This window comes from Spiroplasma endosymbiont of Phycita roborella (genome assembly GCF_964031195.1).
In the GTDB taxonomy this organism is placed as follows: Bacteria; Bacillota_I; Bacilli_A; order Mycoplasmatales; family VBWQ01; genus Spiroplasma_E; species Spiroplasma_E ixodetis_A.
Genome location: NZ_CAXIQJ010000004.1, coordinates 330,519 through 347,727, shown reverse-complemented (window position 1 = coordinate 347,727; position 17,209 = coordinate 330,519). Strand labels below are relative to the sequence as shown.

Below are 17,209 nucleotides of genomic sequence, written 5' to 3'. Positions count from 1 at the left end.
CTTTGTTTTACAAAGTTTGGAATGGCAACCCTTTTTAGGACTATTTTTTGGTAGACATTTGTTTTTGATAACTAATTGGAGTTAGGTAGTTTAGAGTACTGTGAATTCTTATGTTGTTATATCAATTGATGTAATCAAATAATTCTAATTTTAATTGGATTAATGATGTAAAATTTTTATCATTAATAAATTCAATTTTGAAAGTTTTAAAAGTTGCTTCAGCAACAGCATTGTCATAAGGACATCCTTTTTTGCTTAAAGATCGAGTTATGTTGAAAGCTAATAAAAGTTTATCAATAGTTTTATTATTGAATTCATTACCGCGATCAGTATGAAATATTTCAATATCTTTTAAACAGTGATTTGATTGCATAAATGCTTGATATACTAATGATGCATCTTTTTTAACTCCAACACTATGTCCAATAATTTCGCGGTTAAATAGGTCGATTAATAGGCAAATATAGTTTCATTTACCATTAACTTGAACATAAGTTAAATCACTAACAATAACTTCATTTTTAATTCTATTATTAAAGTTTCTATTAACAAGATTGGTTATTTGACTATCATTGACTTTATTATGATAATTTTTGAATGATAATTTAGTGTATTTTGATATTAAATTATGCTTATTCATAATTTCTTTAATTTTTCTGCGTGATAAATAAATTTCTTGGTTTGCTAGTATGACTTTTAATCTTCTAGTACCATAAACTTCTTTATTTTCTTTAAAAGCACTAATAACAGCTTGTTCATAAATATTATTTTGAATTTTATTTTTTTTCTTTAAATTAAAATAATATGTTGATTTAGAGAGTTTTAAAAAATGACACATTGTGCGAATTTTATATTTAGATTTATTATTTGCAATAATCTCTACTTTCTGCCTATTATTAGTGCTGCTTGCTTTAAAATATCAATTTCCATTCGTAACTGTTTTAATTCTTTATTTGCTTGAATTAATTGTTTTTCTAAATCTGAAAGATTATCTTTAGTTTTAAAACTACCTGAATTAGTAAATTGCTTAATTCAATTGTAAGTAGCTGCTCTTGTAACATTGTATTCTTTAACAAGGCAAGATACTGATTTGTCACTTTGATATAAAGCTACTATTTTTTTTTAAATTCATCTGAATATGAGTTAATATTGACCATAATTATAATTCCTTTCTTTTAACTAATTTGTTCACTTGTCTATGCAATTAGTGTCCAATAAAGTGTAACCCATCCAGTTACTAATTTAGATTAATTCTGTCTTCAAATTTTATCATAAAATGAGCAATTGCTGTATTTCAATTTTGAATAGGCAATGTTCATTTTTTTGTTATATTTTCAATTGCCAAGTAAAATATTTTGAAAACTGCCATATCATTAGGAAAAACTTTTTTATTTCTGATGATTTTTCGTAATTGACTATTAACAGATTCAATAGCATTTGTAGTATAAATCACTCTTTTGATTTCTACTGGATAACTAATAAAAACCATTAAATTATCTCAATTTTTATATCAAGATTTAGTAATTTGAGGATATTGTTTATTTCATTTACTTTCAAACGATTCTAAAGCTTGCATTGCTTGTTCTTCACTACATGCACTATAAATTGGTTTTAAATCTGCAACTAGACCTTTTCGATGTTTGTATGAAACATATTTTAAACTATTTCTAATTTGATGAACAATGCATAATTGATGTTCTGTTTTAGGATAAACTGATTGTATTGCTTCTGACATGCCTGTTAAATTATCACTACAAGCAATAAGAATATCATTTAAGCCACGATTTTTCATTTCTGTGAAATTAGATAATCAAAACTTAGAACCTTCATTTTCACTGATTCATAATCCTAAAACATCTTTTTTGCCTTCTAAATCAACTCCTAATGCTATATAAACTGATTTGTTAATAATCCGTTTATCTTGTCGTACTTTAACTACTATACAATCAAAATAAACAATAGGATAAATACTTTCTAATGGTCGATTTTGTCATGCTTTAACATCATCAATAACATCATCAGTAATTTGACTAATAACACTTTCACTAATATCAGCACCATGATATAACTCTTGCAACTGCATTCTAATGTCAGATAATGTCATTCCTTTTGCATACAAGGAAAGAACTTGTTGATCAAAACCATCAAATCTTCTTTGCCTTTTAGGAACTATTACAGGAGTAAAATTACTATTGCGATCTCTTGGTACATCAATTTCAATTTTACCTTGTTGAGTTATTAATTTTTTTGAACTTGTACCATTACGAGCATTTTCAGTAGTACTATGTTGATTTTTTTCATATCCTAAATAATTTTGCATTTCAGAATTCAACATTTTTTCAACTAATCTTTTTGTTAATTCTTTATATAAACCGCCAGGTTTAAAAACTGTTGTTAAATCTTCAGTATTTTCTAGTAATAAATCTACTGCTTTTGATATTGGATCATTATTATTAAAGTTATCTTTTTTAGCCATCTGTAACTCACTCTTTCTAGTCATTTAATTATATTTACTAGAATTAATTAAACATAGTTATTTTTGTAAGTTACACAGATTACTAAACATTTCCATTTTTTATATTGTAAGTATAATAAAAATGTATTATGTCTATAAATTTTTATCTTTTTTATATTGTTTTTTTTCTTCTGCAATTCTTTTTCTTTCTTTTTCAGCTTCTTCAATTCTTTTTTTTAATCTTTCTTCTTCAAATTGTTTTTTATTTTCTGCATCTTGTTTTCTTAACTTTTCAATTTCCTTATCTTTATCCATAATAAAAAGATCCTTTTTTCTAATGTTAAATTTTGGATTATTTTTTTCTTTTTTTTAAAAATATCCATAAATTAGTATAAATATTTTTTAAAAAAAATATATTTTTAAGTTATATTATGAATTAAGCAAATAAAATCATTTTTTTGTTTGATAATGGAAATTGATCTGAATCATAATCAGTGCTATTTATTATCTTTGTCTTGAATTTTTTTGTATTTGAATATATTACTTTATAAGCCTTATTTACTTCATTTATACTATCTTGCATTTTTATTACTTCTGATTTATTAAAAATTGGAATATTACTATTATTTTCTAATTCTATTAATTTTTCTTCTAGTAAACTTATGTTTGGTTTATGAAAATATCTATTTTTTTTTATTAAAGTTTCAAAACTAAAGATTTTATAAAAATTTGAAATAGAAAGAGAAATCATTTGAGAACCTGTTGCTAAGAAAAAAAATCATGTTTCTCATTTTTTTAATTTTAATTCAAGTAGATCATGAGATTTTGTAACTTCATATTTAGTAAGTAGTGTTGTTGTTTTAGTAATATTAGTAAAAACAGCATTGAAAAAAAATGACAAAATTGCCATTGAAAATTTTCCACAATTTGATTGTTTTGTAATTCAGTTTGAAATTATTTGAGGACAAATATTAGTTTTAATTTTTAATGTTTCTAATCCTCATTTAAATATATAATTAACTGGTCGTATAGAAAAATAAGTGATTGTATTTGCTAATATAATATTTGGTTTAGTAAAAAATTTAATTCAATCACTTATTTTAAAGTTTTCTTGTATAGCATTTGCTATTGCACCTGTCATTATAGAATGTGCCATTAGTCATGTTACTGATTCTAAAAATAAATCAAATAATGAATAATTTATTCTTTCTTTTCATTCTAAAGTATCTAAATCAGTTTTTTTTAATTTATTTAAATTATCAATCACTTTGTTTGCCGAAGATGTTAATTCTTTTATTATACTATTATCAATAGGCTTCTTTAAACAATTAAAGTCACTAATTTTTTCAATTTCTTTTTTAAAATTTGGATGATATTCAAAATCTGTAGAGTTTGGAATATTATTAAGTTTTTTTATTAAATTATTAATACGTTTTATTCGTGACATATTATTTTTTAATTTTACTTCATTTTCTTCATATAAAAGGGTTAAAAATTCATGTTTATATTTTTCAAATGGTTCAATAGGAATTTTTTTAATTTTAAAATCATTTATTGGATTACTTTTTTGACTTTGGATTATATTTAAAATTGTATTTCTTGATCAATCAGCAATTGCTGAGGTAAAAAATGTCGTTAAAATAGTATCAATGAATGTTGTGAAATAGTTTTGTTTATTTTGAAATATTCCATAAAAATAATCTTCTGATGTATATTCTTGCTCATCAAAAATATATGTAGAAATTATTCTTTGTGCATTTTTTCCAGTAAATGCAATATAAACTAGTAGTAATCCTAACAATAAATTAGGTAATGTTTTTTTAATTTTGGCATTTATTGAAATATTGCTAGACGAAGTAGGATTATCAATAATTTTTTGCATATTTGTTAAATACTGATATAAATTTAATAAATTATCATAATTAATATTAATACTTAATTCTTGATTAAATGAGGTAATATTTTTTATAAACATATCTATATTATGAATAGAATTTATAGTAGCGTTTTCTAAAAAATAATAATATTTTGGATCTGATTTTTCGCCTCCTTTAACTTTGATAGGAGAGGAATCTAAAAGTTTATTATTGTTTAGGTCATCTGATAATTTGTCAATGTTTTCATATTTTTTAACGTGTTTATATAATTTATTATTTTTAATTAAAAATATTTCAAAAATAATTTGACTATTTGGAAAGGCAATTCTTTTAGTTCAACATTTAAAATCATTTTTGTTTTTGTCATAAATTGTCATATACGATTCATAAATAACTGAATCAAGTTCATTAGATTTATTTCTAATTTCAGTTTTATATTCTCATTCTCCTTTATTATTTTTTCATTTCTTTGTTTTTCCACCAAAGCGATTATTGTTTTTTGTTAATTTTATTTTTTTTAAATTTATCATTTTTACTCCTTTTTAATTACAAAAGTTTTATTTAATATAATGTTAATTTGTTATTAATAACAGTAAGTATATATTTTAAAAAGGATCATATTCTTTTAACAAGATCCTCAAAAGTAGTAGTATTAATTTTTTTGAATTAGTTTTACTACAAAAATTTATAAGTATTTCAAAATCATATCCAAAAAATTACTGTTTATAAGTAAAGTTTTTAGTTGTGTTATTAATTTTTCCCCAATGCCTTCTTAGATATATAATAAGAAGTAACTAAATTCTAAAGTTTTTAAAATAAAATACAATAAAAATTATTTTTAATGTCATTATTTAGTGATAATTTCCTATTAGTTATCGAGTGAAAATTTCTCAAAAAGTGAAGTTAAATATACTTGGTGATAAAAATGGAAAGAAGCATGACTATGAAAGAAAAATATAAATACAAAATTATAAATGACATTGTTATTAATAAATTATCTAAACATCAAGCCAAAAATAAACTTAACCTAACTATTAGAAGAATTAACCAATTAATTCAAATTTTTAATAAAGAAGGTAAAGTTGGTTTTATTCATAAATCTCGCAATAAAATTTCTAATAAGGCAACAAAAATAGAAATTAAAAATAAAATTATAAACTTATATAAAACAAAATATTATAATTTTAATTTTCAACATTTTCAGGAAAAATTAATTAATGAAGAAAACACTAAAATTGCATATAGTACAGTTTATAATCTATTAATTCAAGAAAAAATCACTTCACCAAAAAGACATAAGAATAAAAAAAATAACTTGCATCCCACAAGAAATCGTAGAACAAATTTTGGTGAATTAATTCAAATGGATGCAAGTAATCATCATTGATTTGGTAACGATAAACCAAAAGCATTTTTACATGCTGCAATTGATGATGCTACAGGAAATATTGTTGGACTATGATTTGATCACCAAGAGACATTAGATGGTTATTATAATGTTTTTTATCAAATTTTAACTAAATATGGCATACCAAAGATATTTTATACTGATAATAGAACAGTTTTTGGATATAAGAAAAAAATTGATTCAGGTAAAATAAACACAGAAAATAACACTTATACTCAATTTCAAAAATGCTGTAATGATTTAGGTGTTGAAGTAATTAGAACCTCAATTCCACAAGCTAAAGGCAGAATTGAACGATTATTTGGAACACTTCAAAGTCGCTTAATTAGTGAATTACGACTTAATAAAATTAAAAATTTAGAAGATGGTAATAAATTTCTTAAAACATATATAAACATTTTTAATAATCAGTTTGCTTTTCCTATTGATGATAATAAATCTGCTATGGTTAAAGCTCCTACACAAAATGAAATAAATGTTTATCTTTCAAGATTTTGTAAAAGAAAAACAGATAGTGGTTCAACTATAACATATTATGGTAAAAAATATTTTCCTTATAAAAATAACAAAGTTCAATATATACAACCTAGAACTGATGTAATTGTACTTAAATCATTTATTAATGAATTCTATCTTAGTTATAATAATAAAATATATGAACTAAAAGAAATAGCATTAAAACCAATTATTAAAGAAGATTTGATAAAAACTAAAAAAGTTTATATACCAAATAAAGACCATCCTTGAAGATATGGATATCAATAATTTTTAATTAAAAGTAAAAAAACATATTTTAGAAGAGATTTATTTTATTAATACTAAACCATATAAAATTTTAAAACATTTGTATATGAGCAAATTTGGTGTCTTAAAATCAATTTTAAAGATATAAAGATATTGCAAATGCAATATCTTCCCCTTTTACATCTGTGGTGAGCTTGGTTTATATCCACTTGTTAAAGGTTGATTTTCACTGTTTGCACTGCGTTTTCATTGTTCAAAAATTGAATCAAAATCATAATCTAAACTTGATTTTAATTTTAAATATTTTCCTACATTATCAACCCTTTTTTGTCCTTTTGATTCGATTTTATCTTCTAAATCATATATATTTAATTTTTCAATATATGGAATTATTTTATATTTCTTTTTTAAATTTTCATTTAATGTTTTTAGATATATTTCTAGTTTTTCTATTTCTTCTTTAAGATTTTTTTCAGTATTTATTATATTATCTAATTCTTTATTATCTTTAATTTTACCCTCTAATTTTTTTATTTCAGAATAATAAAATTCATAAACTGGTGAATTAGGTTTAACTTTAAACATTTTTTATTTTCTCCTTTGAATAAATAATAAAAAAACTCATTTATTTTATCTTAAAATAAATGAGTTAAAAACTTATATAATTTTTTGTATAAATTAATTATACAAAAAATTTTAAAAAATTAAAAAACTTTATTTCTATTTTTATCTAGAAAAGAATTTATTTGGAATTTATGTTTATTTAACAGTATAACTTTTCAAAATAATTTATTTTTTAAAAAATATTTTTGGGAAATTTTCACTCGATATTGACATAAAAATTATTTTTAATTAACTTTATTTTTATTTTTTATGAATAATAATCAAATTAATAGTGTTTATTTTATAAATAAAAATAAACACTATTAAATGTTTTAATATTTTTTTAATTCTTTGATTATTTTTGATTTTAGTAAAATTATGATAAGATATTTTTATATTTATATTAGTTTTTTGCTTTTAAAGTTTTTTTTATTAATAAAATAAATAAAAGGGTTTTGGTCTTTAAAAAAAACTGGTGTAAATAAAAACAATTATTTAGAAAATCAATATCAAAATAATTAGAGATAAATTGTTTTTTAACTTTTTACTAGCAAATAATGAAATATTCATATTTAAAATAAATAAATGCAGTATTAGTTGGATTGTTAATCTTAAGGAATTAAAAAAATTAACGTATAATTAAACTATCAATAATATAATATAATATTATTTAAGGTTTCTTAAATTATTTTTTGTTTTTAGGAGGAACTATGAAAATTGCTTTTGATGTAATGGGTTCAGACCATGGTAGTTTGCCCGCTATTGCTGCAGCGTTAGAAGTTATTAAAGAATTCAAAAACGTTGAAATTTGTTTAGTTGGTGATGAAAAACAAATTAATGGAAACTTGCAGATTTTATTAAAAAATAAGCCATTATCATCAAGAATAACAATACTAGCAACAACCCAAGTAATAACTATGAATGATGGTCCACTCGCTGGTATTAGAATGACTGATTCTTCTATGAATCAAGCCATTCAGTTAGTTAAAAATAAAAAAGCAGATGGGATTCTAACTTCGGGTTCAACTGCTGCCTATCTTGGTGCTTGTCATTTTTTATTAGGCGAAATCAAAGGCATTAAACGTCCGGCATTCATGCCAATTATGCCTACTTTAATAAAAAATCGACAAGTAGTATTATTGGATGTTGGAGCAAATATTGAAAACACTGTTGATGAATTAATTAATTTTGCATTAATGGGTCATATTTATTGTCAAACTATTCAAAATATTTCACGTCCTAAAATTGGTTTATTAAATATTGGCATTGAAGAAAGCAAAGGTCCAGAAGTAACTAAAGCAACATATGCTAAACTAAAACAATTAACACAAAAAAATGAAAAGTTAAGTTTTTTAAATTTTCACGGTAATATTGAACCACGAAATGTTTTAAGTGGTGATGTTGATATTATTATTTGTGATGGTTATTCAGGTAATATTGTTTTAAAATCAGTTGAAGGCATGGCATCATTATTATTTACATTAATTAAAAATGGTTATAAAAAAAATTTATGAACTAAATTTTTAGGTTTAATGTCAATTGGTATTTTTAAAAATATTAAAAAGACTTTTGATTATAAGAATACAGGTGGTGCTCAATTAATAGGTATTAATGGCATTGCTTTTAAAGCACATGGATCTAGTGATAAAAAATCTTATTATAGTACTTTAAAACTTTTAATTCGTGCTATTGAGCAAGATGTTACTAATAAAATAGCTAAACAAATTCAAGAATTATAATTTATAAATAAGTATTAAGGAGAAAAATATGATTAATATTGAACATATTTTAAAATCGAGTATTTTAGAAAAAATTAAATCTAATCGTAATTATCGTGAAGCGTTTACTCATCGTTCTTTTTCAAACGAACATAATTTAGATTATTCATATGAGCGATTAGAATTTTTGGGTGATTCGATTTTAGGGGAAAATATTTCAACTTACATTTGGCACTTATTTCCAAATAAAGATGAGGGACAATTAACAAGTTTACGTAGTAAGGCAGTTAGACAAGAAACATTGGCAGCAGTGGCAATTGCTCTAGGATTACAAGATTATTTATTTTTGGGAAATGGTGAAAAAAATACAGGTGGGCAACAACGCGAAAGTATTTTATCAGATGTTTTTGAATCATTTCTTGCTGCAGTATATCTTGATTTAGGAAATAGTGCCGTTAAAAAAATCTTAGATTTAACTTTATTTGAATTAATTAAAACTAATCAGTTAGAAACAATTATTGATTATAAAACTAAATTACAAGAATTAGTACAGGCAGAAAAAAGAGATCCTATTAATTATAAAACTATGGAACAAATTAAAAAAGATAATATTACTTATTTTATTGTTCATGTGTATTTAGATAATAAAATACTAATGGGGAAAGGAGTAGGAACAAATAAAAAGAAAGCTGAGCAAGAAGCAGCAAAGTCAGCTTTAGCAAAACTGTCAAAATCTAATTTATTAATAAGTGATCATAAGAAGGGATAATCATGTTTAAATTATTACGTAATTATATTCGTGAACAAAAAAACAATTTATTACAAATGTTTGGTTTAGGTTTTTTAGTAATGATTATGATTATTGCCTTTTTATCATTAAATTTTCTAATAATTATTTATTTGAACAATATGTTAACGATATTGCTCATAATGAATTTAACCAATATACATTTTTTTCACCAGTGGAATATGTTAATTTTGATGGAAAATATAATGAAAAAGATAAAAATGGTTCTTATTTAAATAATATTAATTATTATCAAAAAGATAATACTATTGATAAAGAAAAGATGGCAAAAGCTACTTTTCAGTTAACAATACCAGATGCTACTAGACCTGATATATATCGTTTTACTTTTTATGGAGGACTCGCTAATAGTAAAGAATATTTTGCTATTGGTGATAGTCTTTTTAATGATACTAGCCATAAATATATTGATTTTAAAATTAATATTCCTATTAATTATCCATCTTATGATACTCATAAAGCAACGATAGAACAATATGCTAATATTCTAAATCAATATCTATATGATCCATTACATCCAGAAAATGCAACAAATTTTATGATTACTAGTGAAGCTGCTTTACAGTTTTATAATGATAATTTTAAAGGAAAAACTGAGTATCCATATGCTAATCGAAACTATAGTGAAATAGATATTAAAAATGAAGCTAAGTTATATGAAATAATGTCAATGGGAATGTTATATAAAGATATTGAATGACAACATGCTGTTATGGTCCGTGATTTATTAATTACTAGTAAAAATTTTGCTTTTATTGAAACAGGACCTGAATATATTGTTAATAAAGCAATTATTGTCAAAGATGGTGGCCCAAGTTTAACAGAAAAACCATTACAAGATAATGAAATTTTAATTTACAAACATTTTGCTGAACTAAATAATTTACATATTGGTCAAAATTATGTAATTGCTGGACAAACGTTTATTATTCGTGGTTATGCTACAAGCTCATTAGCAGCATTTGTTGGTCGTTATTTTGGTAATTCACTTGATTTAAAAAATAATACTGTTGCTTTTACTAATGGTAATACGATGCACAAAGTTGAATCTGATTTAAAGGCATTTAGCAGTAATATTGATGATTTTTTTTAGGTATTAATCCTGACTTGGCTAAAAATATTGATTCACAAATAAATAATGAATGAATTTATAATTATCTTCATGCAACTTATAAAACACCTACTGATATAGCAAGTACAAAATATTATAATAATGGTATTGAATATAATAAAATAGTTTCACCTTTAAATATCAATAATCCTAGATTTTATACTAGTATGCAAGAATGATCTTTTAGTTCCATTAATAATAGAATTAATGTTATTGAAGAGATTTCTAGTTTATTTTTAATTTTAATTTTTATTGTGACTACTATTATTATTTTTATTATTACTTTTAAAATGATTGATCGTAATAAAAAATTAATTGGAATTTTAAAAGCAACAGGATATAAAAGTTGACAATTAAGTATATCATTAGTAATTTCAATTATTGCTCCTTTATTTATTTTTGCTATTATTGGTGTTTTAATTTCGATTCCAGTTGCGCATTATTTAATTTATATTACTAATATTAGTACTGTTGCCTTAATTAGTTATGGTTGGTATTTTAATATTGTTACTGCTATTTTATTACTTGTTATTCCAATCATTAGTTTAACTTTCATTAGTTTTTTAATGGTATTATTCTTATTAAGAAATAAACCCTTAGATTTAATTACTAATAATATTTCAAAACAAAAATATAAAATAAATATTAGTTCAACTTTTACTTTTATTGCAAGATATGTGATTGGTAGATTTAGTTATCGTAATAAGTTGGCCGTTACTACTTCACTACGTAGTTTTGGTAAAACATTAATTATGTGTTTTACTAGTATTTTTGCTGCAACATTAGTATTCTTTGCGCTTGCTGCTAGTGGTTTAGTTAATAATATGTTAGGTTCACAATTTGCGGGAACTAATTTTAATTATCAAAATGGTTATCAATTTGATGATAATATTAAAACTAACTTTATTAATAACGAAAATAAATTAATGTATCAATTTAATAGTGTTGATAATATTAAAAGTAAAATTTCATTATATCCAGAATTATTAGCGGCAATTAAACAATTTGATCCTCTTAATCCTAATAAATCAATTGTGATTAATGTTCAAAATCGTTATATTATGGGTAGTGAATTATTAAAAATAAAACAATGAATTGATGCTAATCCATCAAAGATTCCATCAATAATTAAGAATTTTTTAGAAAAAAATAAAATATTATTTAATTATTTAACCAATAATAATGGTAAAAACAATACTGATTTATTGATAAGTTTTGGTTTAATTCCTTATGATGAACAGTATGAAGTACCATACACACAATTAGAACTTGATAAGGCTAATCTGTTACTTCCTAATCAGCGTGGTGCTGTTTTTGATAATGATACACAAACCTTATCAAAAGAATCTTTTAAAAATTGAAGTGCACCAAGAACTGCTTATGGTATTGATGATAGTTTAAGTGATTTTTTATCTCTAAATTTTAGTATAAGTGATTTCTCTACTTTTAGTAAATTAAATTTAACTGATATGGAAGTTTCTAATAATTGGCAAGATAAACAATTTATTAATATTCGTAATCATTTAATTCAAAAATTAGGAATTAAAAATCCAGATAGTAGTCCTGTTCAATTTATTCCAATCGCTACTTCTGCTTTACCTTCGGTTGTTAATGTTTATAATGGTGGAGAACAACTTAATAATAGTGTTATTTATAGGTATAAAGGATTAGATAATCAAACAAAATATATAATTGGTGTTGCTTATGATTATATTAATAAATTAGATCCAAAAATAATAGTAATGCCCAAACTTTGACTTAATGAGATTTTATTTGGTAGTAAAAGTGATTTATTAGAAAATAATTTTGCTAATAGTAAATTAAGCAAATTTACTGATAATGATTTTAAACATTACTTACCAATTATTAGTAATAAAAATGATTATAATATTGATTTAGCACAAATTTCACACTCAGGATATTTGGAAAGTAAAGGTATTAGTACTTCATTATCATCGGTGTATGATATTAGTAATTTACGTAGTATTATGAAGAATAATCAATATAGTTTACAAATAATAATTTCATTTTTTGGTATTTTTAGTGTTACATTATCACTAATGATTATTGTTATTGTTACTAATATTAGTGTTCGTGATAATTTAATATTAATTAATATTTTACGAAGTTTAGGTTATACTGCATTAGAAGTTTCTTATAATTTCTTTCTGGTAATAATACCTGCATTGGTAATGAGTAGTTTGGTTGCTGTTTTTATTGTTCCTTCTTTAGTAATGGTACTTTCTAATTTATTAGCAACTTTTGCAAAAATCGCATTTCCTATTGTTTTTCGTTGATGATATTTTGCATTGATGATTAGTATAAATATTTTAATTTATTTAGTCTCATACATTATTACTTGAAAGTTAAACGTTAATAATAAACAATTAATGACATTAACTAAATAATATATAATCTGGTTTACTGCTTAAAATAAAAAATTACACATTAAAATGTTTTAATTTTAAAAAATATTTTTAAATTGATAAAATTAACTTGAAGTATCAACTGGGGTTAGTGGAATATGGTAAAAATATTTTTCAATTATTTGCGTGAACAAAGAAAAAATATTATTCAAGTTTTAGGGTTAGGCTTTTTAGTTATGATTATGATTATAACTTTTTTAAGCATTCAATTTTCTGATCAATATGTAGAAAATCAATATTTAAATGATATTAGTCAAAATACTAATTTTCAAGAATTAAATGAATTACCAATTGAAAAAAATAGTTTTGAAAAAGAATATAATTATTATAAAACACATTTAGGATTATGATTGGAAAATATGTCATATTATAAACAAGATGATAGTATTGATACTTTTAAATTAAATCATGCAACTTTTCAAATTGTTTTAGTTAATGCTAATAGCGATACTTATCGTTTTATTTTTAATGGTAGTAGTGATTTAAGTGATTCTCATGCTAATAATTATTTACAAATCGGAAATAACATATCTACTAAATATCATCATCATTATGTTGATTTTAAACTATTAGTTCCTAATGATTATCATCAAGGTTATAATTCTTCTGAAGAATATAAAAATGCAATGCGTAATTTAATTAATAGTTATGTTTATGATGGAAAGACAAATATTAATCAAGTAAACTATTTTATTTTAAATGATAAAGCATTAAAAATTTATCAAGATGAAATTTATCATAAAATATCATACGCTAATCATGAATATAATACAATTGATATTTCTTTGCAATCACAACTATATTTTTTAATTATTAATGGCATGTTATTTCAAAATATTGAATGAAATCAATATACTTTAGTTAATGATTTATTAATGACCGGTAAATCTTTTCTATTTACACAAACAGTTCCTAAAAATATTATTGATCCACCAATTTTAGTAGGTAATTATAAACAAAGTTTGGAAGAGTTACCATTACAAGATAATGAAATTTTAATTTATGAACAATTTGCTAATAATAATAATTTAAAAATTGGTGATAAGTATAATATTGTTAATCGTACTTTTACTGTTAGAGGATTTGTTACTAGTCGTAATAGTGCTTTTATTGCTAATAATATTAGTGGATTGATGGATCCAAAAAATAAAACAGTTGCTTTTGTTAATAGTAATACAATGACTAATATCAATAATGATTTTAAGGGTTTTATTGATAAAAATAAACAAAAAAATAGTTTTAATTCAGTTTATCCTGAACGTAGTTTAAATCCATGATTATATAATATATTACATAATCAATTAGCATATGGTCACCATTATCAAAATCTTACTAATGGTATAAATTTTGCTAATGTTGCTAGTATTTTAACAAATGATGATTATTTATGAAGACCTTATAATGAAAATGCTATTTTTTTCTTAAATGAGCGAATTAATTTGACACAAAATGTCGGTATAATATTTTTAACATTAATTTTTACTGTCACTAGTGTTATTATTTTAATGGTAGTATGAAAGATGATTCATCATAATCATAAATTAATTGGAATTTTAAAAGCATTGGGTTATAAAAATTGACAATTAACAATTTCTTTGGTTTTAGCTATTATTTGACCTTTATTTATTTTTGCTATTATTGGTGTTTTAATATCAGTATTTATTAGTCATATTCTTATTAATAGTCATAACTTGTATTTAGCGTTAATTAACTATGGATGATATATAAATGTGCATATGACAATTATTATGGTAACTGTTCCTTTATTGTTATTAGTAATTATTAGTTTTTTTATAGTTTATTTATTTTTACAAAAAAAACCACTTGACTTAATTAGTAGTAAAAATTTTAAAAAATATCATCATTTAAATATTAGCAAAATTTTTAATTTTATTAGTGTTAAAGTTATTGGTGATATTAGTTATCATAATAAATTGGCAATAACTATTAGCATGCGTAGTTTTGGTAAATTAGTTATCATTAGTATAGTTAGTATTTTTGCTGCCACATTAATGCTATTTTCAATTGCAGCTAGTGGTTTAGTTAATGATATGTTATCATTACAATTTGAAGGAATTAATTTTAATTATTTAAATAGTTATCATTATGAAGACATTGAAAATAATTTTATTAATAATAACAAGCAGTTGCTTTATAACATTGCTCCAGTTTCACAAATAGAATCAGGAGTATCACTTAAACAAGATTTACAAGATGCTATTGATTCATATTTAATAAATCCTAATAATCCAGCACCCGTTATTCGCGATTTACGTAATAAATATATTTTGGGTAGCGATTTATTAAAGATGCGTAAAAATTTTGAAAAATCGACAACATGAAATTTATTACCACAAACATTTAAAAAACAGTGAACAAAACAAATAAATATTATTAATTATTTAACAAATGAAAGTGGTAATAATAATGATTTATTAATTAGCTTTGGTATTATTCCTTATCAAGAACAAAATGAGTTACCTTTTATTAAATTGAATATTGAAGATTCTTATGATTTGGATTTTAGTCATAATAATGCTATTGGTAATACTTATGATAGTGTAACTCAAACTTTTAATGATTCATGCTTTAGTAATGAAGTTACAATAAGACAAACTATCTATGGTATTAATGCAAATAGTAATAATTTTATTAAACCTAATTTAATTAATAGTAAATTTAAAAAATTTATTAATATGAACAGTGATACAATGAACACTTCTGATTTTTGATTAGATAAAGAATTTACTAAAAATGTTAACAATATAAAAAAACAATTGCATATTACTAGTACTAATGCCCCAAATGTTACCTTTTTACCGATTGTAGCATCTAATGCCCCAGCATCCAATACTAGTACTGGTAATGGTAACAATATTGGTAAAGCGATTTTATATCCATATTTTGATTTTAATGGTAATAAAAAATATTTAATTGGTATTATTTATGATGGCTTTAGGAATTTAGGAATATCAACATTATTAGTATCACAATCACTTTTAAATAGTGCTATTAATGAAAATACAGGATTATTAATTAATAATGCCAAAATGAGTAAATTTAATGATAATGAGTTACGACATTACTTAACTTTTATTAATACTGAAAATAATTATAATCTTGATTTAACTAAAATTTTGAATACTGACTACATTAATTCTAGTGGTTTTGTTAGTTCTTTGAGTGGTATTGTTCCAATTGGTAATGAAAAAGCAGCATTAGAAAATAATGAAATAAGTATTCAATTACTTATTGGTTTTTTTGCAATTTGTAGTATTATATTATCATTTATGATTATGACTTTGGTTACTAATATTTTAGTTCGTGATAATTGAATATTGATTAATATTTTAAAAGTATTGGGATATAATACTATGGAAGTATCTTACAATTTTATTATAATCGTTGTCCCTTTAATTTTAATTTTTTCAGTTTTTAGTATTTTTATTACCCCAATATTGATTAATATTTTAGCACAGCAGTTAATTACTTTTAGTCATGTTATTTATCCAATTATTTTTCGTTGATGATATTTTTTATTAGCTTTTGGTATTAATATTATTGTTTATATTAGTGCTTATATTATTACTTGATTATTAAATTTTAGAAAATATAAGTTATGAGCATTTATGGAGTAAAGATATTAGTTAATAAAAATTTTATTCTAGTAAAAATTTAAAAAAGGAAGTTTATTATGTTTTTAATTGATTTTCACTTAGAAAGGCATATAATGAATTTATAATGTTTTTAAACCCATTGTTTTAATTTTAAAGCAAATGGGTTTTTATGTTAAAAAGGAGATGAACTTATGGAACAGCAAGAAAGTAAAACACAAACATCTAGTAATGAGTTAAAATCAAAAATAGAAATTGGACAAGAAAAATTACAAAAAGAAAAAGATAAATTAATAAAATTACAAAATGAAGCAGAAACAGTTTCTGTTTCTAAGGAAACTAAAAAAGGAATTGTAGAACAAATAGAAGCAATTAATCAATTAGAAAAAATGATTAATGAAGTTAAAAAACAACTTAACAAAAATGCTTATTAAATAAGGAGTAA

At 22.5% G+C, this 17,209-nt stretch carries 12 protein-coding genes; 7 read left to right on the top strand and 5 right to left on the bottom strand.

The genetic code is table 4. The features are described from left to right. Window positions 1-40: 40 nt before the first annotated feature. The 4 genes from AAHM95_RS03975 to AAHM95_RS03960 form a co-directional block, all read right to left on the bottom strand. A protein-coding gene (locus tag AAHM95_RS03975; protein ID WP_342274372.1) for an IS3 family transposase occupies window positions 41-1,116 on the bottom strand; the annotation gives its coding sequence in 2 pieces (ribosomal slippage) (window positions 41-915 and window positions 915-1,116; 1,077 coding nt in all). A gap of 121 nt (window positions 1,117-1,237) precedes the next feature. Then, window positions 1,238-2,476, bottom strand: a complete 1,239-nt coding sequence (locus tag AAHM95_RS03970; protein WP_281749630.1) for an IS256 family transposase — start codon at window positions 2,474-2,476, stop codon at window positions 1,238-1,240. 132 nt (window positions 2,477-2,608) lie between these two features. Next, the gene (locus AAHM95_RS03965; RefSeq protein WP_338957646.1) at window positions 2,609-2,770 is read right to left on the bottom strand and encodes a hypothetical protein; all 162 of its coding nucleotides are present in this window, start codon (window positions 2,768-2,770) and stop codon (window positions 2,609-2,611) included. A 121-nt stretch (window positions 2,771-2,891) separates the two neighbouring features. Further along, window positions 2,892-4,862: a hypothetical protein gene (locus tag AAHM95_RS03960; RefSeq protein ID WP_342274171.1), complete on the bottom strand. Its 1,971-nt coding sequence runs from the start codon at window positions 4,860-4,862 to the stop codon at window positions 2,892-2,894. Between the two features lie 395 nt (window positions 4,863-5,257). Between AAHM95_RS03960 and AAHM95_RS03955 the strand changes: the two genes are divergently transcribed. Continuing rightward, window positions 5,258-6,505: an ISNCY family transposase gene (locus tag AAHM95_RS03955; protein WP_342274170.1), complete on the top strand. Its 1,248-nt coding sequence runs from the start codon at window positions 5,258-5,260 to the stop codon at window positions 6,503-6,505. A gap of 156 nt (window positions 6,506-6,661) precedes the next feature. Here the strand turns inward: AAHM95_RS03955 and AAHM95_RS03950 are convergent, their stop codons facing one another. Then, window positions 6,662-7,069: a hypothetical protein gene (locus tag AAHM95_RS03950; RefSeq protein ID WP_342273977.1), complete on the bottom strand. Its 408-nt coding sequence runs from the start codon at window positions 7,067-7,069 to the stop codon at window positions 6,662-6,664. Window positions 7,070-7,797: 728 nt separating this feature from the next. On the opposite strand from AAHM95_RS03950, the gene plsX reads away from it, so the two are divergent. The 6 genes from plsX to AAHM95_RS03920 all read left to right on the top strand — a co-directional run bounded on the left by plsX (window position 7,798) and on the right by AAHM95_RS03920 (window position 17,198). Further along, complete coding sequence (plsX, locus tag AAHM95_RS03945; protein ID WP_342274169.1) at window positions 7,798-8,826, top strand: phosphate acyltransferase PlsX; 1,029 nt, start codon at window positions 7,798-7,800, stop codon at window positions 8,824-8,826. A gap of 28 nt (window positions 8,827-8,854) precedes the next feature. Next, on the top strand, window positions 8,855-9,574 hold the full coding sequence (rnc, locus tag AAHM95_RS03940) for a ribonuclease III (RefSeq protein ID WP_174481262.1): 720 nt from the start codon (window positions 8,855-8,857) through the stop codon (window positions 9,572-9,574). Window positions 9,575-9,767: 193 nt separating this feature from the next. Beyond that, window positions 9,768-10,706 carry a hypothetical protein gene (locus AAHM95_RS03935; RefSeq protein ID WP_342274168.1) on the top strand — a complete coding sequence of 313 codons (939 nt, stop codon included), beginning with the start codon at window positions 9,768-9,770 and terminating at the stop codon, window positions 10,704-10,706. Between the two features lie 14 nt (window positions 10,707-10,720). Continuing rightward, the gene (locus tag AAHM95_RS03930; RefSeq protein ID WP_342274167.1) at window positions 10,721-13,132 is read left to right on the top strand and encodes an FtsX-like permease family protein; all 2,412 of its coding nucleotides are present in this window, start codon (window positions 10,721-10,723) and stop codon (window positions 13,130-13,132) included. Between the two features lie 116 nt (window positions 13,133-13,248). Then, window positions 13,249-16,788 (top strand): FtsX-like permease family protein, encoded by a 3,540-nt coding sequence (locus AAHM95_RS03925; RefSeq protein ID WP_342274166.1) that lies wholly within the window; start codon window positions 13,249-13,251, stop codon window positions 16,786-16,788. A 170-nt stretch (window positions 16,789-16,958) separates the two neighbouring features. Then, window positions 16,959-17,198 (top strand): hypothetical protein, encoded by a 240-nt coding sequence (locus AAHM95_RS03920; protein WP_342274165.1) that lies wholly within the window; start codon window positions 16,959-16,961, stop codon window positions 17,196-17,198. Window positions 17,199-17,209 lie beyond the last annotated feature (11 nt).